The organism is Mycobacterium sp. (genome assembly GCF_965230835.1).
GTDB lineage: Bacteria > Actinomycetota > Actinomycetes > Mycobacteriales > Mycobacteriaceae > Mycobacterium.
Genome location: NZ_CBDDLW010000002.1, coordinates 656,541 through 681,123, shown reverse-complemented (window position 1 = coordinate 681,123; position 24,583 = coordinate 656,541). Strand labels below are relative to the sequence as shown.

The following is a 24,583-nucleotide window of genomic DNA, read 5'->3' as shown; positions in this document are numbered from 1 at the left end:
GCCCCGGCAGGACCTCGCTGGTCCTTGGCTATGTCGCGATGGCGCTGGTTGGCGTGCTGATCGCGGGACCACTGGTATTCGTCTTCTTCACATCGTTCAAAGACCAGCCCGACATCTATTCGCAGCCAACCACCTGGTGGCCGCCGCGTTGGAATCCGCAGAACTATCGCACGGCTACCGAGCAGATTCCGTTCTGGATTTTTCTTCGCAACTCGGTGATTATCACCTCGGTCTTGGCCGCGGTGAAGTTCGCGCTCGGCGTGCTCAGCGCATTCGGCTTGGTTTTTGTGCGGTTCCCCGGAAGAACGGCGGTATTCGCGCTGATCATCGCCGCGCTGATGGTGCCTAACCAGATTACCGTGATTTCAAACTACGCGTTGATGTCGCAGTTGGGTCTGCGCAACACTTTTGCTGGCATCATCCTGCCACTCGCCGGGGTCGCGTTCGGAACCTTTTTGATGCGCAACCATTTTCTTTCGCTGCCAACCGAGATCATCGAGGCCGCTCGCATGGATGGCGCGCGTTGGTGGCAACTGCTGTTGCGGGTTGTGTTGCCGATGTCTGGGCCCACAATGGTGGCCTTCGGTATGATCACAGTGGTCAGCGAATGGAATGAGTACCTCTGGCCGTTCTTGATGTCCGACGACGAGTCGGTAGCGCCGCTGCCAGTGGGCCTGACGTTTCTCCAGCAAGCCGAGGGCGTGACGAACTGGGGTCCAGTGATGGCGGTAACCCTACTAGCTATGCTGCCGATTTTGCTTGTCTTCGTTGTCCTGCAACGGCATATGATCCGGGGCCTCACTTCAGGCGCGGTCAAGGGCTAGGGCGCGATGGTGGGTATCAACGCGTTGGACCGCCGGCAGTTCATGTCAGTGATGGGCACGGTGACTGCGGGGTTTGCAGCTGGCTGTGCCGGGATGGGCGGCAGCACGTCGGTGAAGTCGGGGTCGGGGCCGATTGCGTTCTGGTCGAATCATCCTGGTCAATCGACCGCAGTGGAACAGGAACTGATCCGACGCTTTCAGGAGCAGTTCCCGGATCTACCCGTTAAGCTGATCGACGCCGGCAAGGATTATGACGAAGTGGCGCAGAAGTTCAATGCTGCGCTCGTTGGAACCGACGTTCCAGACGTCGTCGTCCTGGATGATATTTGGTGGTTTCATTTCGCCCTCAGCGGTGTCATCGCTCCGATCGATGATCTTTTCTCTGAAATCGATTTAGAAACAACAGATTACGTCGACACGCTGCTGGCTGATTACGAATTCAACGGGAAACACTATGCGCTTCCTTACTCTTGCTCGACTCCGCTTTTCTACTACAACAAGGAACTATGGGAAAAGGCCGGACTGCCCGACCGTGGGCCGGTTAGTTGGCCAGAGTTCGACGAATGGGGCGGACGTCTACAGCGCGTCGTAGATGCTGGACGGTGGGCGCACGGTTGGGCGAATAACGAATTGATCTCTTGGACGTTCCAAGGGCTGAATTGGTCGTTCGGCGGCGCCTACTCTGACAAGTGGAATTTGATGTTCACCGAAGCTGCCACACTGTTGGCAGGCAACTTCTTTCGGGATTCCATCCATCGCAAGGGTTATGCTTCTATCGCCAATGACATCGCTAACGAGTTCGCAACTGGCATCGTGGCCTCGGCGGTGGCATCCACCGGAGACTTGATTGGTATCACCACTACGGCCCGATTCGACTTCGGTGCCGCACCGTTGCCCACCGGCCCGGGCGGAGCGCCGGCATGTCCGACGGGCGGGGCGGGGCTGGCGATTCCGGCGAAGCTGTCCGATGAGCGAAAGCTCAATGCGCTTAAGTTCGTTGCATTTGTTACCAACCCGGCGAACACTGGCTATTTCAGTCAGAACACGGGGTATCTCGCGGTGCGAAAGTCCGCTATCGATGACCCCGCAGAGCAGCGATACCTGGCCGACAATCCGCGCGCTCGAGTAGCACTCGATCAGCTTCCGCACACCCGCCTACAGGATTACGCTCGCGTCTTTCTGCCGGGCGGCGACCGTATCATCTCCGCTGGACTGGAATCTATCGGCTTGACGGGAGACGACGTATTTGCCACCTTCACCGAAGTTGAAAAGCGACTGCAGCTAATCCTGGATCGTCAGGTAAAGCGTAAGTTGCCGGGTTAGCGCCATGGCCAGAGTCGAGTACAACGGTGTCACCCATCGCTACCCTGGTGCCGTTGCGCCTACTGTCGACAATTTGGACCTCGACATCATCGACGGCGAATTCCTGGTGCTCGTCGGGCCTTCTGGTTGCGGTAAGTCCACCACGCTGCGAATGCTGGCTGGGCTGGAATCCGTGGAAAGCGGCCATATCACGATTGGCGACGTAGATGTGACGCACCTTCGGCCGCGAGAGCGCGACGTGGCGATGGTTTTTCAGAACTATGCTCTCTACCCGAACATGACGGTGGCCCAAAACATGGGTTTCGCATTGCGAAACTCCGGTATTTCACGGGCAGACACCCGGCGGCGAGTGGCCGATGTGGCTGACATGCTGGAACTGACCGCGCTACTTGACCGCAAGCCGTCCAAACTCTCGGGTGGTCAGCGGCAACGAGTTGCAATGGGACGCGCCATTGTTCGTCGGCCCCAAGTCTTCTGCATGGATGAGCCGCTGTCGAATCTGGATGCCAAGCTGCGGGTGAGCACCCGCTCGCAGATCTCCGGATTGCAGCGCCAGCTGGGCACAACCACTATCTACGTCACCCACGATCAGGGTGAAGCGATGACCATGGGCGACCGGGTAGCTGTGCTCAAAGATGGGGTGCTGCAGCAGGTTGACACCCCGCGGGCGTTGTATGACAAGCCGGTCAACACTTTTGTGGCTACTTTCATCGGGGCACCGGCAATGAATCTGATCGACGCCGCGGTGGCTGACGGCGTCGTGAAACTGCCCGACCTGTCGCTGGTGGCGTCTTAGGACTGGTGTAAAAACGCTGGGCGCATGTTCCTGGTGGTCATGTTACGCGGCGGTGGTGTCGGTCGTGGTTGTTGTGGTGGGGGGATGCAGTGGGCGGGGTGGCTCGAGCAGTTGGTGGCGTAGTTCTTGGAGGTGGCGGCTGGTCGCTGATGTTTGGGTGACTCCGCGCCAGCCGCGGCTGGCGCGGTCGAGGACGGCCCATACCAGCGACAGACAGCTGGTTTCGCCGGGTAGGCGGCCGATGACCTTGACCCGGCGACGGGATTCTCCGAAGGTGCGTTCGATGAGGTTGGAATGGCGGATGCGTGTCCAGTGTTGGCGGGGGAAGCGCAAATGCACGCTCAGCGAGGCGAAGTCGTTGGCCAGGCAAGCGACCGCGGCTGGGTAGAGCCCGCGGTATGTGGTGGTGAACTCCTCGGCGCGGCGGGTGGCTTCATCCACGGCCTGCTGGCCGGGTGGCTGGTCAATGTCATCGAAGATCGACCAGAACGCGGCTTTGATCTCGTCCTGGACCGCGACAGGTGTCTTGGCGATGACGTTACGGCAGCGATGGATCAGACACCGCTGACGCAGGCTTGCCGGAAACGTGGTCTCCCATGCGGCGATCAGGCCCGGCGCCCCGTCGGAGATGCCCAGTAGCGGCGGGCGTAGTCCCCGGTTCCTCAGGTCAGCCAAGAAGTCGGCCCACGCATCAGCCGACTCCGCTGCGGCTGGGGCCAGCCCAATAAACAGGGGCTTGCCGTCGGTGCAGATGCCCCAGGCGGCCAGCACCGGCTCGGCCGGGGCGTTGGGATGCATCCGAAAGTTCGAGGCATCCAAGAACAGGTAGTCCAACACCAGCTCATCAAGGCGTCGAGACGACCACGCAGCGAACTCGTCTTTGATGGCCGCACAAATCCGGCTCACCGTCGAGCGCGACAACGCCGCCTACGAGCCCAGCACCTCGGCCAACGCGGCCTCGATGTCGCGATCCGACAAACCGCGCACCCATCCCGAAATCACCAACGCCTCCAGAGCGTGGGTGCGCGTCACCCCGGCACCGAATAGCCGCGAACAGAACCGCTCGTCGGTGTCGCGTAGTTTCGGGCGGCATAATTCGACCGAGCCCATCGTGGTCTTCACCGTCGCCGGCGGTTGATACCCATTGCGGTACCCGCCCGGGCCGTCCTGAACCCGACGCTGGTGACGGGCTCGGCCCAACACTGCTTCTACCTCGGCCTCCACGGCGACCTGAAACACCAGACGCACCGATAACCGCCCGACCTCCTCCAAAATCTCGGTCAACGGCCGCTCGGTCGCGGCGAACAACTGATCCATCTCAACACGCACACGCTCAATCGGCGATACTCGCTTGGTCACGGGCGTAGCCCCTCCTTCATAGCTTTCGTCGGTTGCGACGGAACCTACGCCCGTGACCATTTACACCAGCGATGAGACGCGACCCTGTCGCTGCCTGTTCCGCTCCGAGCGGCCGACCAGAATCGCGTCCTGGTCGGAATTCGGCCGGAGTCGTGGGATGTCTCCTCGGCCGAACGGGGCCGAGCCACTTCGGGATCATTGATCGTGCAGGTCGACCTGGTGGAAGAGTTCGGTTTCGAATCGTTTGTCTACGCGACGCCCGCGCTGCAGCAGGGCTGGTCGTTGGGTGCGCAACGCATTGTGTTTCGAACGGACCGCCGGACCGCGGTTAGCGTGGGGGAGACGCTGGCAGTTGTGCCGCACTCGAACGAAGTGTGCTTCTTCGATAGTCGAACCGGGGTTCGCCTGGTCTGAGAGCCACACGATGCCGGGCTACCGGGCGCGGCGGCTCCCACGGGTCTCCTGACGTCAGCTGCGACCCCGTGCCGCAACGGCTCGGTCCGTGTCCTCCTCGACAAGGTCAGCGTTGATAGCCATTGCGGCCAACAGCCCAGCAGAGGCCGAGTTCACCACGTGCGCGGAGATATCTGCGGCGTTCCCGGCGGCATAAACCCCGGCGACCGAGGTGTGGCAGGTGTCATCAGTTTCCACATTCTCCCCGAACCCGGACGGGTGCGGAACTATGCGAAGGCCCAGGCCGCCGACGAATTCGGTTCGCGCCACCATGCGGGGCAGCAGCGCCAGTGCCGCTACCGCCACCTGAGTGCCGTCGGCCAGCTCCACGGCATCGAGTCGACCGTTGCAGCTGCTGACTGCGGTCACGGCTGGTGTCACGACGGCGATCTCGCGCGCGTCGAGTTGGACCCGCTGGAATTCGCTGAGACGGATTGTGTCATTGAGGAACAGCGTTATCTTTGGACTCCACTGCCGAAACATCAGAGCCTGATGCACCGACTCGGCGATGGTTCCCAGCACCCCGATCCGCTGGTCTCTTACCTCCCAGCCGTGACAGTACGGGCAGTACAGCACATCGGTGCCCCACAATTGCGCGAGGCCTTTGATATCGGGCAACTCGTCGACCAGGCCGGACGCGAGCAGCAGCTTGCGCGCATGAATGGAGCTCCCGTCTTCGACGATCACCTCGAAAGTAGAGCCGTCGCGGCGCGCGGAAACAACCTGCTGATCGACAAACTGGCCCCCGTAGCGGGTGATCTCGGTTCGACCGGCAGACGCCAAATCGGCGGGCGCACAACCGTCGCGGGTCAAGAAATCGCGGACTCCGGCCGACCGGACGTTGCGGCCTTGCCCTGCGTCGGTCACCAGCACGGACCGCCGGGCGCGGGCTAGGGTCAGCGCGGCGCTCAAGCCAGCCGGGCCGCCGCCGAGGACGATGGCATCGTAGTTTTTGGCCATGGGCCAAGCGTCCGCTCGTGGCCTTTATTCCACAAGTGCCAGCGTCCGGCTAGCGCAGCTGCGCGCGTCCGCGTTGCAGCACGGCGTCGCGGTTTGCGGCGATGTCGTCGCCGCTGGTCCGGTATTGCTTGGCCGCGTTTGCTTCCAGCCACAAACCAGCGGCGGTCTGCGACTCGTCGATTCGGTGATAGGAAGCGAGCAATGCTCGAACAGCGTTCTGGTTGTTGCCCACGATAGAGTCTGCGACGCTGCGGGCAGCAATCAGCAGTCGATCGTGTGGCACCACTTCGGTCACCAGGCCGGCTCGCAGTGCTTCGGTCGCCGACAGGTAGTCCCCGGTCAGGCTCATCCGCCGCGCCAGGCCCACGCCGACCTTCTGCGGCAGTCGAACGCTGAGGCCCCAGGTGGGCAGGAGGCCCACTCGAGCATGGGTGTCTGCGAAACGTGCCTGCTCGGAGGCGACCAGGATGTCGCAGCTTAATGCCAGCTCCAATCCGCCGGTGACGGCGGCACCGTTGATCGCGCCGATAACGGGTTTCGTCAACGCCGGCCACTTCGGTGAGATGTCTGGCAGCGTCGATTGTCCGCCCAGCTCCTTGAGGTCGAGTCCGGCGCAAAACACCGGGTCGGTGCCGGTAAGGATGATCACGTCGACGTCATCGTCGATCTCAGCGTTGCCCAGGGCGGCAAAAAACCGCTTCCGCAGTTCTTCGGACAATGCGTTGCGCGCCTCAGGTCGGTTGAGTGTGAGAGTCAGCACTCGCGCGTCGGTGTGGGTCAGCAGGATGTCGTCGGTCATGCAATTACCGTAGCTATCGGGCCTATCGTTGAAGGATGTGCAGGAACATCACCGAACTGCGCGGGCTGCAGCCCGCCGCGACCGCCGAGGCCGTGACCATGCGGTCGCAAAACGCCCCACCGCAGCGCCGGCGTGAGGCGATGGCTCGGCTGGTCGAAGTGGGACCGCGGTGACGCTCGCGCTCAAAGAGTGGAGCGCGGCGGTGCACGCGCTGCTGGACGGCCGCCAAACCATACTGCTGCGCAAAGGAGGCATCGGCGAGAAGCGATTCGAGGTGGCGGCCCACGAGTTTTTGTTGTTCCCGACGATCGCGCATAGCCACGCGGAGCGGGTCAGGCCGGAGCATCGGGATTTGCTGACCCGGGCCGCCGCCGACAGCACACCCGAGCAGGTACTGGTGCGGGCTGCGGCGAAAGTTGTTGCCGCGGTGCCGGTCAACCGGCCTCAAGGGCTGGACGACGTTTTGGACCTGCATATCTGGACTGCCGAATCGGTATGTGGTGATCGACTCGACTTCCGGCCCAAACACAGGCTGGCTGTTCTGGTTGTGTCGGCGATTCCGCTCGCAAAGCCAGAGCCGCTTACCCGCACCGCTGACTTCGGCGGCTGCACCAGCTGGGTACAGATTCCGGTTACCCCTACTTTCGCGGCGCCGGTGCACGACGATGCCGCGCTAGCCGACATCGCGGCCCGAGTCCGCGACGCCGTCGGCTGAGGGGCATGGTCGGCCGACGGGCAGCACCAGCCGGGAGGTTCCGAAGTGGACGACATGGGTAGCCGGTTTCAGCTGGCGGCCGGTCAGCACGGGTTCGGGCGTGCCAAGGTTGCGTGCGTAGCGTGGGAACCAACTGCCGGCGAGTAGTACCCGCACACGTGCGCCGGCGTTGAAGCGGTGAGCGACGGCGTCGAGTTCGATCGTGATGGTTTCTGCGGAGTTGCCCAGCCGCCGATAGCCGTCACTGACATTGCGGGATCGGCCCCTGGCGTCGACTTCGCTGACTCGGACGAAAACGTCGACGTTGGGATTGTCCGAAGAGTGCGTCAGCTCGATCAAAGGGTTGCCGTATATATGCACGTCATGGGTGAGCGGAGCTCCGGTGAAGGTAAGCACATCATCGCGCGACGCGAGCCGGCTGTCGTCGCGGTACCCGCCGCTCGGCGTCAGCAGCGGACCGCCAGTGGTAGGTGTCGGATCGGCGGGGTCATAGCGAAACGTGGCCGGCGCAGCCTCGGCGGCCGGGGCGGTCTCCCGCAGGCTGCCTTCGGGCTGTAGGTAAAACACATGTGGGGCGGTCGGTGGCGGCCAGTCCGTTAGGTGGCGCCAGCCCAGCCCGGTGACGAAGACGCGAACTGCGTTGCGACAGCGAGTGTCGGGCGCACCGCCCAGGTGTGTGTCTAGCCATTCCAGTGCTTCCCGGGTGCTCCTGGCCAGCGCCCTGCTCAGCAGTTGCTTGTGCGTCCATGGCCCGACTGTGAGCGCGACATCGACGTCGCGGTCGCGCAGTTGTCGATACTGCTGCAGTGTCTGACTCAGGAAAATGTCCTGCCAGCCACCCACGAGCAGCACTGGAACCCGCACGCGGTCCAGCGCCGCCGGGAAACGCAGCCGGTCCCAGAACGGATCGTTGTGGTCGGAGTGTTCCACCCAGGATTCGAACCACGGTGCGCGGCTCCCAAGCAACGCCCGGGCCGCCGCACCCATCGGCAATTCACGGGCTGCCCGCGTCACCTTGCGCTGGGTGGTTAGCTGGCGGATTCGGGTGCGGACGGGCCCGGAATCTTGCTGGCGGGAAACCTGATTGCTCCAGCCCAGGAAATCGTTGACCGTGAACGCGCCGGTACCCCACACCGAGGCCATCAGGTCGTGTGGGCCGGCGGTGATCACTGCGGCGGCGAGCTCCGGCGGCGGGTCAGCCAGGAGCGCCCATTGGGCGAAGCCCAGGTACGACACACCGATAGTGCCGAACTTTCCGGTGAACCAGGGTTGGCGACGCAGCCATTCGACGGTGTCGGCGCCGTCGGCGGCTTCGTTGATCATTGGCTCGAACTGCCCCGCGGACCCGAAGGTTCCGCGGACACTCTGCAGCACGACGTGGTAGCCGCGGGCGGCATATAGCTTGGCGAACACGACCGAGTACGGCAATCCACGTCCGTAGGGCCCGCGGACCAGCAAGGTGTCGGCAGGCTTCGACGTAGCTACGTTCGTGGGTGCGTAGTGGTCGGCGACCAGGTGGATGCCGTCGCGCATCGGGATCCGGACGCGGCTCACTGTGTAGCTGGTGGATGCGCGCGGCAGACCCAGCAGTCGGGTCACAGCAGCGTCGCCGAGTTGCTTAGTTAGCGAACGTAGTTTGGGCGTGGCGGTTGCTGTTGTGCTCACGACCCCGGGTTAGAAAACGTAGTACGGGGAGAGGTCATGCGCCCGCTGCAGGTTGGTGGACGGGCAGTCGACATCGGGCTCGGAGTAGACAGTCGAGTAGAACAGCGACTGTTGGATCACCCCGTAGCTGGTCTTGAAGGTCACCATGCAGGACGAGTACCAAAAGCTGTTGTGGTAGGTCGGCTTCGTGACCCAGTACCGGGCGACGCGATGGCCGTTCACGGTTGTCTCTATCGCGTCGGGGGGCAGCGTCTGGGCGTAAGTGCGCCACGTGATGGCCTCGACAGCCAACTGATAGTTGCCTGCGTCGTAATGGCAGCGCAGCCCCTCTTCGTGTTCGGGCGGGGTGAACGTCAATCCGAGCCGTTGTACGGCATCAAACGGGATGTCTTCGCACGGGTCGAACGGGCGTGGGTCGGTGGTGTCGATGATCGGACTCTTCATCGTGGTGGCTAGCGGTGTCGCGGTCGATCGCAGCTGAACGGATTGGCCCGCGGTTCGCGTGGGCGGCGTGGTCTGCCAGCCCAGGGTGCCCGCTAAAACGGCTGTGGCCAGCGCACTAAGCGCTGCGATCAGACGCATCTTGGCGAACACGACACTCCCTGTTTTTGGTGGTCCTTTTGGCGGGAGTGTACAAGTCGTGTCCGCGTCGTCACAGTGGAACGAGAACATGTTCCAACTCGGAGACCGCGCGGCTGGGGTGGCCTATAGGCGTACTGGGGCTACCGCACCGGATCGTTAGGGTGGTTAATCGTGACGTCGAAAAGTTCGGAGCAGGAGACGGGCCGCAGAGAGACCACGCTGTGGGCAATCTCCGACCTGCACACCGGCCACGTAGGCAACAAGCCCGTGGCCGAATCGCTGCACCCTTCCTCACCGGAGGATTGGCTGATCGTCGCCGGGGACGTCGCCGAACGCACCGACGAGATTCGCTGGGCGCTGGACCTGCTGCGGCGACGGTTCGCCAAGGTGATCTGGGTACCAGGCAACCACGAGCTGTGGACCACCAACCGGGATCCGATGCAGATCTTCGGCCGCGCGCGCTACGACTACTTGGTGAATATGTGCGACGAGCTGGGCGTTGTCTCGCCCGAGCACCCGTTCCCGGTGTGGACTGAGCGGGGCGGTCCGGCCACTATTGTGCCGATGTTCTTGCTCTACGACTACAGCTTCTTGCCGCAGGGGGCGACCAGTAAGGCCGAGGGTGTGGCTATTGCCCGGGAACGCAACATCGTGGCAACCGACGAGTTCTTGCTCTCCCCGGAGCCTTACCCCACCCGCGAAGCCTGGTGTTGGGAACGAGTGGAGGCCACCCGTACGCGCCTCGAACAGCTGGACTGGATGCAACCCACTGTCCTTGTGAACCACTTTCCGATGGTGCGCGAACCCTGCGACGCGTTGTACTACCCGGAGTTTTCGCTGTGGTGTGGAACCACCAAGACCGCTGACTGGCACACCCGGTACAACGCGGTCTGCTCGGTCTACGGTCACCTGCACATTCCGCGAACCACGTGGTACGACGATGTGCGGTTCGAAGAGGTGTCGGTGGGTTATCCACGTGAGTGGCGCCGCCGCAAGCCACACAGCTGGTTGCGTCAGGTATTGCCGGACCCGCAATACGCACCGGGCTACCTCAACGACTTTGGCGGTCATTTCGTCATCACTCCCGAGATGCGGGTACAGGCAGCGCAGTTTCGGGAACGGTTGCGCCAGCGGCAGTCACGATGACGGTAGGCAGGTTGGTGCGGGCGGTGTTGCCCGGTACCGCGGTCGAGGATTTGGCATCCGCGGAGTTGTACTCGGACCCGCCCGGCCTCAGCGCGCTGCCCGAGGAGGAGCCGCTGATCGCCAAGTCGGTTGCCAAGCGGCGCAGCGAATTTATCACCGTCCGCCACTGCGCCCGGATCGCGCTAGGTCAGCTCGGCGTGCCGCCGGTGCCGATACTCAAAGGCGAGAAAGGAGAACCGTGTTGGCCCGAGAATGTGGTGGGCAGCCTCACCCACTGCACCGGCTACCGCGGTGTCGTGGTGGGGCGTAGCACCGCGGTGCGGTCTGTGGGGATCGACGCTGAACCGCACGATGTTCTACCGGACGGCGTGCTGGACGCGATCAGCCTGCCGGCAGAACGCAGTGAGATACCCCACGCGGTGCCAGCGCCACTGCATTGGGACCGAATTCTTTTCTGCGCCAAGGAAGCAACCTATAAGGCGTGGTTTCCTCTGACCAAGAGATGGCTGGGATTCGAGGACGCCCACATCACCTTCGACACAGACAGCTCCGGGTCGGCGGGCCGCTTCGTCTCCCGCATTCTGATCGACCCGACTGCGTTGTCTGGTCGGGCGCTGACGACACTGACCGGGCGCTGGTCGGTCGATCAGGGGCTTGTGCTGACGGCGATCGTGCTATGAATGAACGCTCAACCGGTCCGGGGTTTGATCCAGGGCTGGTCGTGGTGGACAAGCCCTCCGGAATGACGAGCCACGACGTGGTGGGACGGTGCCGCCGAATCTTCGCTACCCGCAAGGTGGGCCACGCGGGAACCCTGGACCCGATGGCCACCGGCGTGCTGGTGATCGGTATAGGCCGTGCGACCAAGATTCTTGGCCTGTTGACAGAAACATCGAAGTCGTATGCCGCCACCATCCGCCTGGGCCAGTCCACGTCAACCGAGGACGCCGAAGGTGAGTTGCTTCGTTCGGTTTCGGCTGAGCACGTCACCGCGGAGGAGATCGCCGCCGCGATCGCGGGGCTGCGCGGTGAACTCCGACAGGTGCCGTCTGCGGTGAGTGCGATCAAGGTCGGTGGCCGTCGCGCCTACCAACTGGCCCGCGAGGGCCACGCGGTGGAGCTGGAAGCTCGGCCGGTACGCATCGACCGGTTCGAGATGCTTGCCACGCGAAGAGGATCCGGAGCCGCCCTGGAAGGCGTTATCGATCTTGATGTCGAAGTCGACTGTTCGTCGGGAACCTATATTCGTGCGCTGGCCCGCGATCTTGGCGATGCGCTTGGCGTTGGCGGCCATGTGACGGCGCTGCGTCGTTCCCGCGTCGGTCCCTTCGAGCTGGACCGTGCGTACTCGCTCGATGACCTCGCGGAGCGGCCCAGTCTGAGTTTGACTCTCGATGAGGCCTGCCTGCTGATGTTTCCGCGCCGCGAACTGACTGCAGAGGAGGCCGAGTCGACCAGCAACGGCAGGTCGCTTTCGGCTTCCGGCATCAACGGGGTATATGCCGCCAGCGGGGCAGATGGACGGGTGATCGCCCTGCTGCGTGACCAGGGTTCGCGTACCAAGCCGGTCGTCGTGATCCGCCCGGCGACGATGTAGCTATTCGATCGACCAGCGCAATGTCGGTCCGGTTGCGCAGAGTCGACGTCGGGGCAGCGGGTGCTCGATGAGTTGGGACTACACAGCGTGAGGTCCAGAGCACCCAGGCCAATCACATCGCCTCAAACCCAGGCCCGGCGGACCGGTGCCGGTATTGGTGAGTAACACTCGTGGTTGAGTCCGGCCGGTGCTGGTTGGCTGTTGGCCCGGGGCCGGCCAAAGCTTGTTGATTTTTGCCAGAGGAGGATTGGGTGGCCGCGACCGAAGCTATGACGGCAATGCCATGGATTGTATGGCTCGACCTGGACACCGAACTTGGTGAGGACGGATCGGTGCAAGCCATTCTTCGACGGCCCAAGCCCGAGCACATCAATCACAATGGCGACGTCAATGCTCCGGTGATCTACGGGGTAGCTGAAGTCGCTGGAGCTGGCGCGGCGGTGATGGCTGCGGGTGCGTCCGGAACGGGTGCCTACACCGTCATACGCAGCGGGACAATAGAATATCGACGGCCCGCGCACGGCGGCATCACCGCGAGCAGCAGAGTTGATTCGGCGGTTGCTGAGAAAATCCAGACCTCTCTTCAAGCCGGAGAGGGCTGCGACATCGACGTTGACGTCTCGTTGCGCGATGCCCACGACACCCCCACCGGGGTGTGCAGATTCGTGGTCAGCATGCGACCGCGACGCAAAGCTGGCGACCGGTCGACTGATTCGGTTTAGCCGAGGGCCAGGCCACCGTTATAGCAGCACGCCGAGGTCGTGACTAGTAGCTGTCCGGTAACCCTACTAAACCGATTCGCCACACCGCGTATCGAAAATTGGGCGACCATTTTTGCGGGTCCCCAGAGCGGTGGACTCAACCGCGAATGAACTTGCGAAAGCCACTTGGTACTGGTCGGGGCGTCCAACGGAGTGTGATGTTGGTAGTTTGCGGGTGTCGTGATGTGGATGCGCGTCTATCCTCGTCTTATGACTCAGCATGGCACCTCGAGCGCTTCGCCCGGGTCGAGTGCTCCGGACAAGCCGGCTGCTGGCACGGTTTCTGGGGGGCCTCCCGTGCCCGGTGTCCCGGACTACGGCTGGCAGTACGCTGCGCCACCTCGCTCCGGAAATGGACTTGTGATTGCGGGGATCGTGATCGGTGTGGCCGCGCTTGCAGTTGGCATCATCGCGCTGGCCACTCGGCCAGCGCCAGCGCCGACCGCGGTGAGTGTTCCCTCGACTTCGACCGGCGCGATAGCTGGCGATGACGCCCGCGCTGCGGACCGCGCTCTCTGCATGGCGATCGTGCCTCTCATGGCCGAGAGTGACCGCATTTCAACTGCGTGGACGGATGCCGGCAAACCAGGTACACCGGCGCGAGACGCAGCCACCCCGAAGTTCATTAGTGAAACAGTAAATTGGATTGGCAGGGCTCAGCCAGTTCTGGACCAGTACCCCGACGTCGATCCTTTCTTCCGCCGTAGCTTGCAACGCTTTATTGACGATCGACACCTCTTGGTGGATCTCACCCCCGGTCCTCTTAGGTCTTACGCAAAGTCGCTGTACGAGGATAGTATGGGTGCCTACAGTGGCCCGTTGCACATTTGCTATGTCCTCGGCGTCAAGTGGTAGTAGTCAGTACGCCGGCATCGACGCCGAGTGGTCAGTTCTCGGCAATTTTTTTGTGGCGTGCGGCTTCACACGCAGAATTTTCGGACTGCGTATGAGAAGCACCGCGACAAGGTTATTGAGTTTTTGAGCTGCGCCGATAGCTAACACCAATTCATCAACTCAAAGTCACTGCAGACTGAGTCACCCACCAATGTTGTATCGCGTGCATGCGTAAGGTGCACGTCGACTGCACAGGCACGCAAGGAGGTCACGTGAACGCTGACGCCACGATTGCTCTTTACGGCAAGAAACTCACAACGCCAGCGGATGCAGTCGCGCCGATTGCAAGTGGTGAGGTGATTTCGTGCGGAATGGCAGTGGGTCAACCACCGGCGTTGTTGAATGCGCTCGCAAATCGTTTACGCGCCGACGACCTAGGTGACATCCGTTTGTATTACAAAATTGCAATGGAGCCTTTAGCGAAATCGCTATTAGCCGATGATTTGATTGATAAGGTTCATGCATATAGTTTTTTTATAGGCGAGCCTGACCGGATGATTATCGAACGTCAAGCTCAAACCGGGAACAAGGTGCTAAGTTTCGTCCCTGTGCATTTCAGTCAGATTCCGCGGCTGTTCGAAGAAATAATCGATCTCGATACCTTCCTGATAACTGTTTCGCCGATGGACGATGGTGGCTATTTTTCGCTGGGTACCAATAATGACTTTGCCTCGATCGCTGCCCGCCGTGCGAAGCGGTTGATCGTCGAAGTGAACCGTCACATGCCGCGGGTTTTCGGGCAATCAACGATCCATGTCAGCGAGGTTTCAGCCATCGTGGAGAACCATGTTTCCCTGATCGAGGTTGGTGCCTCAGAACCGTCGTCGGAAGGCCGCGCTATTGGCGCTCTAGTAGCGCCTATGGTCCCTGATGGTGCAACAATCCAGCTTGGCATTGGCCGGATTCCGTCCGGCGTGGCGACTGCTCTTGGCGAGCATTCCGACTTAGGTCTACACACTGAGCTATTTTCTCCGTCAATGGCTAAGCTGATTCGTGACGGTGTAGTCACCGGAAATCGCAAGACTCTGCATACCCGCAAGCATGTCTATACAGTGGCCTTCGGTACCGCAGAATCCTACGCGTTTATGAATGACAACTCTTCGTTCGAAAGCTATCCCTCGTCTTATGTAAACGACATTCGAACGATCGCGGCTCATGACGACTTCATCTCGATCAACACCGCGATCGAAGTCGACCTTTATGGCCAGGTAAATGCTGAATTCATCGGTGAGCACGAGTACAGCGGATCGGGCGGTCAGTTCGACTTCGTCAAAGGTGCCTCGCTTGCCCGCCGTGGCAAATCGGTTATTGCGCTGCCGTCAACGGCGAAAAAAGGTGCGGTGTCGTGCATCGTTCCCAAGGTTGCGATGGTGACCGATGTGCGCATGGACGTCGAATGGATCGTGACGGAGTACGGTGCGGTGAACCTACGTGGCAAGTCGACCAAGGAGCGGGCTGACGCGCTGATTGCGATAGCTCATCCGGACTTTCGCGCCGAACTTCAGGCTGCCGCGCGTAACGTCACCTTAATCTGAAAGGAAAATTGTGCCGCTGATTAATTCTTCACTTGAACAAAGTATCGGCACCATAGCTTTCGATCGGGATGCGAAAAGAAACGCGCTAAGCACCGAGTTTATTGCAGAAGTAATCGCAGCGTTCGAAGACTTCAAGAAACGATCCGCGCGAGTTGTTGTTCTACGTAGCGCAACGGCTGGAAGCGTATGGTCGGCTGGCCATGATGTGAACGAACTGCCAAAAGCAGATGTCGATCCACTGCCGTACACTGATCCGCTCGAACAGCTGTTGCGTACGGTCAAAATGTTTCCCGCACCGGTAATCGCTATGGTTCACGGATCAGTGTGGGGCGGTGCCTGTGATCTTGTTATTTCGTGTGATCTAGTATACGCCGACGAAACGGCTGCATTTGCGGTGACTCCGGCGAAACTGGGCTTACCCTACAATGCTTCGGGTCTTTTGAACTTCATGAACCATATCCCGCTTAATGTAGTCAAAGAGATGTTTTTCTCTGCGGAAAAAATTTCTGCAGAACGAGCGGAGCGAGTTGGTATCGTCAACCGGATCGTGCCCGCTGCCGAACTTGAGAAGACGGTATACGAGATGGCATTCACGCTCACGACGCGTTCAGCCGAATCTATTGCGGCGGCCAAAGAGTCGATCCGCCTACTCAGTGAAGCGGCGCCGCTAAGTCCCGTGACCTTTGAATATCTGCACGGCCTACGGCGCGACACCTACTTCGGAACCGACTACCATGAGGGCATAAAGGCTTTCAGCGAAAAGCGCGCTCCACGCTTTTGATGGGCCTTTTGATAGTCGCAGGGCTCGAAAGGTAACCCTAAAGCGCAGGGAAACGGTACTCGCCAGGATGGGTATAGCGTCGCCGTTTGCAGTTCGTACCGGTGTGCTGGCAGTGGTCGACAGAGGATCTTAGCGTTTCGCGGACGCCGACCTGTGAGGACTGGTAAATGGCCGACAACAAAACTGTGGTCTACGCCGCGCTCGCTTCGGTGCTGGCGTGCGGCGCGCAGCAGCGCCGGACCTAGTACCGGTTTGAAGTGTTCGGCCGTTCGGTGCCGACCGTCTTGGCATGGGCATCCTGCTTGACTAGGCCCGCCAAATCGCTGCGGTGATCAAGAAGCTTTCTTCGATGTTGGTGTATCAGTGTTGCTTGTGGCTAGGGCGCCGTCAGCCACGGTCAGTGGGTTCGGGGGCGCGCCCGTTCGGTGGCGCGGCTGAAATCTGATGGTTCATTGATGTGTCCTGGCCGTAGGCTCGATGGAAATAGTGTGCGGAGTGCCTAGACTTTTCAGTTGTGAGGGCTGACGAAGAGCCTGGCGGTCTTACTGCAGTTGCCCAGGACTACCTGAAGGTCATCTGGACCGCGCAGGAGTGGTCGCGGGAAAAGGTCAGCACCAAGATGCTGGCGCAGAAGATCGGGGTGTCGGCGAGCACGGCCTCGGAGTCGATACGCAGACTCGCCGAGCAGGGCTTGGTCGACCATGAGAAGTACGGCGCGGTGGCCTTGACCGACACGGGACGGCGGGCAGCCTTAGCGATGGTGCGCCGGCACCGTCTGCTGGAAACCTTCTTGGTCCACGAGCTTGGTTACGGCTGGGACGAAGTGCACGACGAGGCCGAGGTACTCGAGCATGCCGTGTCAGAGCGCCTGATTGCGCGCATTGAGGCCAAGCTGGGATTCCCGCGGCGCGATCCGCATGGTGATCCGATCCCCGGTTCCGACGGTCGGGTGCCGAAACCGCCGGCGCGCCAGCTGTGGGCCTGCGCAGACGGTGACACCGGGACAGTGGCCCGCATCTCCGACGCTGACCCGGAGATGCTGCGCTATTTCGACAGCGTAGGGATCAGCCTGGACTCGCAGTTGCGCGTTCTGAAGCGGCGTGACTTCGCTGGCGTGATCTCGGTGGCGATCGAATCAGCCGGGGGCGCCCAGACCACCGTCGAATTGGGCAGCCCGGCCGCCCAGGCGATCTGGGTGGTGGCGTAGCGGCTGGGGCCCGGATTCATCTGGACAGCGACGACTCAGGAAGAGCGCGACAAGCCGCTCTACAGGTGCCCCGAGACTGCGAACCAGAGCCTGGCGCTGGTGGATGGCGCCAGATACTGGTGGGTAGCCCGAGCCGGAGTGACACCATGCATCGTAGGCTTGCTGTCGTGCAGCGGTGGCGCGGCCAAGATGAGATCCCGACGGACTGGGGCAGATGTGTGCTCACCATTGGAGTATTCGACGGGGTGCACCGCGGACACGCCGAACTGATTTCGCACGCGGTGAAAGCCGGTCGAGCGCGCGGAGTGCCGACTGTGCTGATGACATTCGATCCGCACCCGATGGAAGTGGTCTATCCCGGCAGTCATCCGGCACAGTTGACTACCCTGACCCGCCGCGCCGAGCTGGTCGAAGAGCTGGGCATTGACGTGTTCCTGGTGATGTCGTTCACCACCGATTTCATGAAGCTCACGCCAGACCGCTATGTCCATGAGCTACTGGTCGAGAACCTGCATGTGGTCGAGGTGGTGGTGGGCGAGAACTTCACCTTTGGCAAGAAAGCGGCCGGCAACGTCGGTACCTTGCGCCGGGCCGGCGAGCGGTTCGGTTTTGCCGTGGAGTCGATGTCGCTGCTGTCGGAACGGCACAGCAACGAATCTGTGACATTCTCATCCACCTACGTCCGGTCCTGCGTGGACGCCGGCGACATGATCGCGGCCACCGAGGCGCTGGGTCGCCCGCATCGCGTCGAGGGTGTCGTGGTCAGGGGGCACGGTCGGGGCGCTGAGCTGGGCTTTCCCACGGCTAACGTGGCGCCGCCGATATACTCGGCAATCCCGGCCGACGGCGTTTACGCTGCATGGTTCACTGTGCTCGGCGACGGACCGGTGACTGGCACCGTCGTTCCGGGTGAGCGCTACCAGGCCGCGGTGTCGGTGGGCACCAACCCGACATTCTCCGGACGTGTTCGCACCGTCGAGGCGTACGTGCTGGACACTACTGCCGACCTGTACGGCCAGCATGTGGCACTAGATTTCGTCGCGCGCGTCCGTGGGCAGCAGAAGTTCGACTCGGTAGAACAACTCATCGCTGCGATGGGCGGCGATACCGAGCGAGCGCGCGCCCTGCTGGCTGGCGGTTGATGCACTGCTAGACTGCCCGACGACATCGGCGCGTGCTGCGGTTCGCGGTGGCCGTGCCCCGATAATTTGTGAACGCGGACCAATTGATGGAGATATTTCGTGGCGCTAACAGCCGAGCAGAAGAAAGAGATCCTGAGTTCTTACGGCCTACACGACACCGATACCGGGTCCCCGGAGGCTCAGATCGCACTGCTGACCAAGCGGATCGCGGACCTGACCGAGCATCTCAAGGTGCACAAGCACGATCATCACTCGCGACGCGGGCTGCTCCTGTTGGTGGGGCGGCGGCGCAGGCTGATCAAATACATCTCCCAGATCGACGTGGAGCGTTATCGGTCGCTCATTGAGCGGCTGGGCCTGCGTCGCTGATCCGCGGCTGCGTGCGCGCTTTGCTCGTGGCCGCCACGGCGGCCTCGTGCGCTTTACTCGTCGTTGTATGCGCTGGACTGTCGGGGTGCTCGACATCGGCCAATGTCGCGGACCTCAAGGTGGGGGACTGCCTTGAGCTCGGCGGAACGCCGGACCGGCCGCAAGCGACCAAAGCGGTGTGCGGCAGTCCCGAGTCCAACTTCAAGGTTGTCGCTTCGGTTGCCGACCGCGCGAAGTGTCCGGCTGACGTCGACTCTTCCTATTCGATGCGCAATGCGTTCAATCGCTCCAACAACACCGTCTGCCTCGATATCGATTGGGTGATCGGCGGCTGCATGAGCGTTGACCCTGACCACAACACCGATCCGGTGCGGGTGGATTGCCGCGACACGTCCGTGCCGCACCGGCAGCGGGCCACCGAGATCCTGACCGACCTTGATGCGCCTGTCAGCGTCGAGGATTGCGTCAGCGGCATGGGCTATACGTACACCCAGCGACTGTTTGTGGTGTGCGTTGAGGACGTTACAGACGGCTCTTCGGCGTGACGCGGCAGCCACGGCAAATCGGGTCGTCCTTTTGCTGGCTGTCCACCCGTGTAGAGTGATGGCGTTCTGGGCCGGTTCGGTCCAAGGCAGTGGTGCGGCCCGCGCAGATCCGCGTGTGCCGTTCCAGCGAGGCGCAACGGGAGTAGCCCGGTCTGCATCGGGCGGTCTTCGGTAGTGGCTGCCGGGCTCCCCGGAATCTGGGACAGGTCGGCCGCTTCGATCGACGGCCGCAGCCGCATTCAGGCTTTGCTCTTGGGGAAGCTCGCGGGCCCGTTTGGGTCGGTGAGTGGTTCCTGACCCCTCCGGGTTGTCTGTGACCACGCGAAACAGTCCAATACCCGAGAAAGGCCGCACGGACGTCATGTCTGTAGCTGAAATTGAAAAGGGCGTCTTTGAGGCGACCACCACCATCGACAACGGGAGCTTTGGCACCCGCACCATTCGTTTCGAGACCGGCCGGCTGGCCCAGCAGGCCGCCGGCGCGGTGGTCGCCTACTTGGATGACGACAACATGCTGCTGTCGGCAACCACCGCCAGCAAGACTCCCAAGGATCATTTTGACTTCTTCCCGCTGACGGTCGATGTCGAGGAGCGGATGTATGCGGCTGGCCGTATCCCCGGTTCGTTCTTCCGCCGCGAGGGGCGGCCGTCCACAGATGCGATCTTGACCTGCCGGCTCATCGATCGCCCACTACGCCCGTCGTTTGTGGAAGGCCTGCGCAACGAAATCCAGGTCGTGGTGACGATTCTGAGTCTGGACCCCAACGATCTATACGACGTGTTGGCAATCAACGCCGCGTCGGCGTCCACTCAGTTGGGCGGTCTGCCATTCTCCGGCCCGATCGGTGGCGTGCGCGTAGCGCTGATCGACGGTACTTGGGTTGCGTTCCCCACCGTTGAGCAGCTTGAGCGCGCCGTATTCGACATGGTCGTCGCCGGCCGGATCGTTGGCAAGGACACCGACGAGCCGGATGTTGCCATCATGATGGTCGAGGCGGAGGCCACCGAAAACGTTATAGACATTGTTGAAGGCGGTGCCCAGGCGCCGACGGAAAGTGTGGTGGCCGAGGGTTTGGAGGCGGCCAAGCCGTTCATTGCTGCGCTGTGCACAGCGCAGCAGGAGCTTGCCGACGCCAGCGGCGCATCGGCGAAGCCGGCGGGCGAGTATCCGTTGTTCCCCGACTACGGCGAAGACGTCTACTACTCGGTGTCCTCGGTGGCCACCGAGGAGCTGGCGGCTGCGCTGACCATCGGTGGCAAGGCTGAGCGCGACCAGCGGACTGAGGAGCTCAAGGCCGAGGTTCTCGAGCGGCTCGCCGACACCTATGAGGGGCGTGAGAAAGAGGTCCGCGCGGCGTTTCGCGGGCTGACCAAGAAGCTGGTTCGGCAGCGCATCCTGACCGACCATTTCCGCATCGATGGCCGCGGTATCACCGACATTCGTGCGTTGTCGGCTGAGGTCGCCTTGGTCCCGCGGGCGCACGGTAGCGCCTTGTTTGAACGTGGAGAGACCCAGATCCTTGGTGTGACGACGCTCGATATGGTCAAGATGGCCCAGCAGATCGACTCGCTGGGACCAGAGACATCGAAGCGGTACATGCATCACTACAACTTCCCGCCGTTCTCTACCGGCGAGACCGGCCGGGTCGGTTCACCGAAGCGACGTGAGATCGGGCACGGGGCGCTGGCCGAGCGGGCCGTGATGCCGGTGCTGCCGAGCGTCGAGGACTTCCCGTACGCGATCCGCCAGGTATCCGAAGCTCTGGGCTCCAATGGTTCGACGTCGATGGGGTCGGTGTGCGCGTCCACCCTGGCGCTGCTTAATGCCGGAGTGCCGCTGCGGGCGCCGGTGGCGGGCATCGCGATGGGTCTGGTCTCCGACGATGTAGAGGTAGAGGGCGGCGCCGTTGAACGTCGTTTTGTGACGTTGACCGATATTCTCGGCGCCGAAGATGCGTTCGGTGACATGGATTTCAAGGTTGCCGGCACCAAGGACTTTGTCACCGCCCTGCAGCTGGACACCAAGCTCGACGGTATCCCTTCAAAGGTGCTCGCAGGTGCGCTGGCCCAGGCCAAGGATGCACGTCTCACCATTTTGGAGGTCATCGCCGAAGCGATCGATACGCCCGACGAGATGAGTCCGTACGCGCCGCGGGTGACCACCATCAAGGTCCCGGTGGACAAGATCGGCGAGGTCATCGGCCCCAAAGGCAAGGTCATCAACGGAATCACCGAGGAAACCGGTGCGCAGATCTCGATCGAGGACGACGGTACTGTCTTCGTCGGTGCCACAGATGGGCCGTCGGCGCAGGCCGCGATCGACCGCATTAACGCGATCGCCAACCCGCAGCTGCCGACGATAGGGGAGCGATTCCTCGGAACGGTGGTCAAAACGACCGATTTCGGGGCTTTCGTATCGCTGTTACCGGGCCGGGATGGTTTGGTTCACATCTCTAAGCTTGGCCGGGGCAAGCGCATCGCGCGGGTCGAGGACGTCGTCAAGGTTGGCGACAAGCTGCGAGTCGAGATCGCCGACATTGATAAGCGGGGCAAGATTTCGCTGGTGCTGGTGGACGAAGAGGAAAGTTCGACCGGGCCAGATTCAGCTTCCCCCAGTTCGGAGACCACGTCGGCCGATGCCGCTACGGCCAGCAGCTGACACGGCCGCGGCCGGGGCACGCCCCGGCCGCGGGGGTGCACTGCGGCAGAGTCCGAACATAGCCGGGGCCACATCTGAGCGCCAGGGTGCGTTGCGCCGTACCACCTTGCCCGGCGGGCTGCGTGTGGTCACTGAATATTTGCCTGCGGTGCGCTCGGCGTCGGTCGGGGTCTGGGTCGGGGTGGGATCGCGCGACGAGGGTGCCACTGTGGCTGGGGCAGCGCACTTTCTCGAGCACCTGCTGTTCAAGTCGACACCGACCCGCTCGGCGGTGGACATCGCACAGGCGATGGACGCAGTTGGTGGGGAACTCAACGCCTTCACTGCCAAAGAGCACACCTGCTATTACGCGCATGTGCTTGACAGCGATCTAGCGCTGGCCGTCGACTTGGTCGCTGACGTTGTGCTCAATGGGTGTTGCGCGGCTGATGATGTCGAGCTGGAGCGCGACGTTGTCCTCGAGGAGATCGCGATGCGCGATGACGACCCGGAGGACGCGCTGGGCGACATGTTCATGACGGCGTTGTTTGGCGCGCACCCGGTGGGCCGACCGGTAATTGGGAGCGCGCAATCGGTGTCGGCGATGACGCGCGCTCAATTGCACTCGTTTCACGTGCGGCGTTACACGCCAGATCGGATGGTCGTCGCCGTGGCCGGCAATGTCGATCACGACGAAGTGGTCGCGTTGGTGCGCGAGCATTTTGGTCCGCGGTTGGTGCGTGGTCGGCAGCCCGCCGCGCCCCGCAAGGGTGCCGGCCGGGTTAATGGCGGGCCCACGCTGGCACTGGGGCATCGCGAAGTTGAGCAGGCTCACATGTCGTTGGGTGTGCGCACGCCCGGACGAGGCTGGGAACATCGATGGGCGCTATCTGTCTTGAACACCGCGCTGGGCGGCGGCCTGAGTTCCCGCCTGTTCCAAGAGGTACGGGAAGCCCGCGGGTTGGCCTACTCGGTCTACTCCGCGCTGGACATGTTTGCCGACAGCGGCTCGTTTTCGATATACGCCGCTTGTTTGCCCGAACGTTTCGCTGAGGTGATGCGGGTGACCACTGACGTGCTGGAGGCGGTGGCACGCGATGGCATCACCGAGGCGGAGTGCCGCCTCGCTAAAGGGTCGTTGCGGGGTGGACTGGTGCTTGGCCTTGAGGATTCGAGTTCCCGGATGAGCAGGATGGGGCGCAGCGAGTTGAACTACGGCGCGCACCGCAGTATCGAGCACACCTTGCATGAAATCGAGCAGGTCACCGTCGAGGAGGTTAATGCCGTTGCTCAACGCGTGCTGAGTAAACGCTACGGCGCTGCTGTGATCGGTCCCTATAGCTCGAAACGATCGCTGCCGCAACAACTTCGAGCGATGGTAGATTAAACCTAATGGTACTGGGCTTTTGGGACATCGCAGTGCCCATTGTGGGGGCACCGATGGCGGGTGGGCCTGGCACCCCGGCTTTGGCTGCGGCGGTTTCGAACGCGGGCGGGCTAGGTTTTGTCGCGGGTGGCTATCTGCGCGCGGAGCGGCTCGCCGATGATATTGCTGCCGCGCGCGCCGCCACGACCGGTCCGATCGGCGTCAACCTGTTTGTACCCCAACCGAGCGTTGCCGACTGGGGGCAGCTGGAATGCTATGCAGAAGAGCTGGATGAGATTGCCGAGCACTATCGGGTCGAAGTGGGCCAGCCAGAGTACGGCGACGACGACGACTGGAAACGAAAACTCGAGATGGTAGCCGACATTCGGCCCGAGTTGGTGTCGTTCACTTTCGGCGCCCCCGCACCGGATGTGATGCGTTGGTTCAGCGCGCTGGGAATCTTGGTATCGGTCACTGTGACGTCGGCCTATGAGGCTGGGGTGGCCGTTGCGGCCGGCGCGGACAACCTGGTGGTCCAGGGGCCCGATGCGGGTGGGCACCGCGGCACTTTCGCTCCGGATATGGAACCAGGTATCGAGTCGCTGCATCAGCTAATCGATCGGATCGGCAGCGCGCATGATGTCCCGCTTATCGCAGCCGGCGGTCTGGGCACCGCGGAGGATATCGCCGCCGTGCTGCGCAGGGGAGCGGTGGCCGCGCAGGTTGGTACCGCACTGCTGCTCAGCGATGAAGCCGGAACCAACTCGGCTCACCGTGTCGCTTTGAAGAATCCGGAGTTCGACGCCACGTTAGTGACTCGGGCATTCTCGGGTCGCTATGCGCGCGGTCTGGCTAACAACTTCACCCGCCTGCTCGACCACGTCGCGCCCGCAGGCTATCCAGAGGTCAACCAGATGACTAAGCCAATCCGGACGGCGGCAGTTGAGTGGGATGATCCACACGGCATGAATCTCTGGGCGGGAACTGCGTATCGGCAGGCCAGTCCCGGGCCGGCGGCAGATATTATCGCTTCCCTTACCCCGGACGTCCGGTCAGCGTAGTTTCGTAGCGAAAATCATTGGGCGATGGCGGTAGTGGTGCTGGGTGCCCGCGTTCGCGGCAATCC

22 protein-coding genes and 3 pseudogenes are annotated in these 24,583 nt (G+C 62.2%); 20 read left to right on the top strand and 5 right to left on the bottom strand.

Going from position 1 to position 24,583, the window contains the following annotated elements; genetic code table 11:
* The first annotated feature begins 38 nt into the window (after positions 1-38).
* The 3 genes and pseudogenes from ACO07W_RS03590 to ACO07W_RS03580 all read left to right on the top strand — a co-directional run.
* Positions 39-824 (top strand): carbohydrate ABC transporter permease, encoded by a 786-nt coding sequence (locus ACO07W_RS03590; RefSeq protein WP_421845790.1) that lies wholly within the window; start codon positions 39-41, stop codon positions 822-824.
* 15 nt (positions 825-839) lie between these two features.
* Positions 840-2,147 (top strand): ABC transporter substrate-binding protein, encoded by a 1,308-nt coding sequence (locus ACO07W_RS03585; protein ID WP_421845789.1) that lies wholly within the window; start codon positions 840-842, stop codon positions 2,145-2,147.
* A gap of 4 nt (positions 2,148-2,151) precedes the next feature.
* Positions 2,152-2,931, top strand: a pseudogene (locus ACO07W_RS03580) (ABC transporter ATP-binding protein); the annotation flags it as partial.
* Between the two features lie 54 nt (positions 2,932-2,985).
* On the opposite strand, the pseudogene ACO07W_RS03575 reads toward ACO07W_RS03580, so the two are convergent.
* Positions 2,986-4,260 (bottom strand): annotated as a pseudogene (locus ACO07W_RS03575) (IS256 family transposase).
* Between the two features lie 126 nt (positions 4,261-4,386).
* Here ACO07W_RS03575 and ACO07W_RS03570 point away from each other — a divergent pair.
* Positions 4,387-4,716 (top strand): annotated as a pseudogene (locus tag ACO07W_RS03570) (sugar ABC transporter ATP-binding protein); the annotation flags it as partial.
* 54 nt (positions 4,717-4,770) lie between these two features.
* On the opposite strand, the gene ACO07W_RS03565 reads toward ACO07W_RS03570, so the two are convergent.
* Together ACO07W_RS03565 and ACO07W_RS03560 are read right to left on the bottom strand one after the other, a co-directional pair.
* Entirely contained in the window at positions 4,771-5,715 is a 945-nt protein-coding gene (locus ACO07W_RS03565; protein ID WP_421840864.1) for an NAD(P)/FAD-dependent oxidoreductase, read from the bottom strand.
* A gap of 49 nt (positions 5,716-5,764) precedes the next feature.
* A complete protein-coding gene (locus tag ACO07W_RS03560) occupies positions 5,765-6,514 on the bottom strand; it encodes an enoyl-CoA hydratase (protein ID WP_421840862.1) in 750 nt (249 codons plus the stop codon).
* Between the two features lie 35 nt (positions 6,515-6,549).
* Between ACO07W_RS03560 and ACO07W_RS03555 the strand changes: the two genes are divergently transcribed.
* Together ACO07W_RS03555 and ACO07W_RS03550 are read left to right on the top strand one after the other, a co-directional pair.
* The gene (locus ACO07W_RS03555; protein ID WP_421840860.1) at positions 6,550-6,687 is read left to right on the top strand and encodes a DUF2277 family protein; all 138 of its coding nucleotides are present in this window, start codon (positions 6,550-6,552) and stop codon (positions 6,685-6,687) included.
* On the top strand, positions 6,684-7,229 hold the full coding sequence (locus ACO07W_RS03550; RefSeq protein ID WP_421840858.1) for a DUF1802 family protein: 546 nt from the start codon (positions 6,684-6,686) through the stop codon (positions 7,227-7,229). The genes ACO07W_RS03555 and ACO07W_RS03550 overlap by 4 nt, the downstream gene beginning before the upstream one ends.
* Here the strand turns inward: ACO07W_RS03550 and ACO07W_RS03545 are convergent.
* Together ACO07W_RS03545 and ACO07W_RS03540 are read right to left on the bottom strand one after the other, a co-directional pair.
* Positions 7,188-8,894 (bottom strand): CocE/NonD family hydrolase, encoded by a 1,707-nt coding sequence (locus ACO07W_RS03545; RefSeq protein ID WP_421840856.1) that lies wholly within the window; start codon positions 8,892-8,894, stop codon positions 7,188-7,190. The genes ACO07W_RS03550 and ACO07W_RS03545 overlap by 42 nt on opposite strands.
* Before the next feature lie 9 nt (positions 8,895-8,903).
* Positions 8,904-9,488 carry a DUF3558 domain-containing protein gene (locus ACO07W_RS03540; RefSeq protein WP_421840854.1) on the bottom strand — a complete coding sequence of 195 codons (585 nt, stop codon included), beginning with the start codon at positions 9,486-9,488 and terminating at the stop codon, positions 8,904-8,906.
* A gap of 159 nt (positions 9,489-9,647) precedes the next feature.
* Between ACO07W_RS03540 and ACO07W_RS03535 the strand changes: the two genes are divergently transcribed.
* From ACO07W_RS03535 to ACO07W_RS03470, 14 genes are all read left to right on the top strand, one after another.
* Complete coding sequence (locus ACO07W_RS03535; protein WP_421840852.1) at positions 9,648-10,622, top strand: metallophosphoesterase family protein; 975 nt, start codon at positions 9,648-9,650, stop codon at positions 10,620-10,622.
* On the top strand, positions 10,619-11,302 hold the full coding sequence (locus tag ACO07W_RS03530) for a 4'-phosphopantetheinyl transferase family protein (RefSeq protein ID WP_421840850.1): 684 nt from the start codon (positions 10,619-10,621) through the stop codon (positions 11,300-11,302). Before ACO07W_RS03535 ends, ACO07W_RS03530 begins: the two co-directional genes overlap by 4 nt.
* A complete protein-coding gene (gene truB / locus ACO07W_RS03525; RefSeq protein ID WP_421840848.1) occupies positions 11,299-12,219 on the top strand; it encodes a tRNA pseudouridine(55) synthase TruB in 921 nt (306 codons plus the stop codon). The genes ACO07W_RS03530 and truB overlap by 4 nt, the downstream gene beginning before the upstream one ends.
* Positions 12,220-12,470: 251 nt before the next feature.
* Positions 12,471-12,941 carry a YiiD C-terminal domain-containing protein gene (locus ACO07W_RS03520; protein ID WP_421840846.1) on the top strand — a complete coding sequence of 157 codons (471 nt, stop codon included), beginning with the start codon at positions 12,471-12,473 and terminating at the stop codon, positions 12,939-12,941.
* A 249-nt stretch (positions 12,942-13,190) separates the two neighbouring features.
* Positions 13,191-13,835: a hypothetical protein gene (locus ACO07W_RS03515; RefSeq protein WP_421840844.1), complete on the top strand. Its 645-nt coding sequence runs from the start codon at positions 13,191-13,193 to the stop codon at positions 13,833-13,835.
* 251 nt (positions 13,836-14,086) lie between these two features.
* The gene (locus ACO07W_RS03510) at positions 14,087-15,409 is read left to right on the top strand and encodes an acetyl-CoA hydrolase/transferase family protein (RefSeq protein WP_421840842.1); all 1,323 of its coding nucleotides are present in this window, start codon (positions 14,087-14,089) and stop codon (positions 15,407-15,409) included.
* Positions 15,410-15,419: 10 nt separating this feature from the next.
* Positions 15,420-16,190, top strand: coding sequence for a methylmalonyl-CoA decarboxylase (scpB, locus tag ACO07W_RS03505; protein WP_421840840.1), 771 nt, complete (start codon positions 15,420-15,422; stop codon positions 16,188-16,190).
* 514 nt (positions 16,191-16,704) lie between these two features.
* Positions 16,705-17,397, top strand: coding sequence for a manganese-binding transcriptional regulator MntR (mntR, locus tag ACO07W_RS03500; RefSeq protein WP_421840838.1), 693 nt, complete (start codon positions 16,705-16,707; stop codon positions 17,395-17,397).
* Between the two features lie 167 nt (positions 17,398-17,564).
* A complete protein-coding gene (locus tag ACO07W_RS03495; RefSeq protein ID WP_421845788.1) occupies positions 17,565-18,539 on the top strand; it encodes a bifunctional riboflavin kinase/FAD synthetase in 975 nt (324 codons plus the stop codon).
* 99 nt (positions 18,540-18,638) lie between these two features.
* Entirely contained in the window at positions 18,639-18,908 is a 270-nt protein-coding gene (gene rpsO, locus ACO07W_RS03490; RefSeq protein WP_421840836.1) for a 30S ribosomal protein S15, read from the top strand.
* Positions 18,909-18,919: 11 nt separating this feature from the next.
* Positions 18,920-19,453: an LppU family putative lipoprotein gene (lppU, locus tag ACO07W_RS03485; protein WP_421840834.1), complete on the top strand. Its 534-nt coding sequence runs from the start codon at positions 18,920-18,922 to the stop codon at positions 19,451-19,453.
* A 361-nt stretch (positions 19,454-19,814) separates the two neighbouring features.
* Positions 19,815-22,112, top strand: coding sequence for a polyribonucleotide nucleotidyltransferase (locus tag ACO07W_RS03480; protein ID WP_421840832.1), 2,298 nt, complete (start codon positions 19,815-19,817; stop codon positions 22,110-22,112).
* The gene (locus tag ACO07W_RS03475) at positions 22,090-23,478 is read left to right on the top strand and encodes a M16 family metallopeptidase (RefSeq protein ID WP_421840830.1); all 1,389 of its coding nucleotides are present in this window, start codon (positions 22,090-22,092) and stop codon (positions 23,476-23,478) included. The genes ACO07W_RS03480 and ACO07W_RS03475 overlap by 23 nt, the downstream gene beginning before the upstream one ends.
* A gap of 5 nt (positions 23,479-23,483) precedes the next feature.
* The gene (locus ACO07W_RS03470; RefSeq protein ID WP_421840828.1) at positions 23,484-24,518 is read left to right on the top strand and encodes a nitronate monooxygenase; all 1,035 of its coding nucleotides are present in this window, start codon (positions 23,484-23,486) and stop codon (positions 24,516-24,518) included.
* Positions 24,519-24,583: the final 65 nt, after the last annotated feature.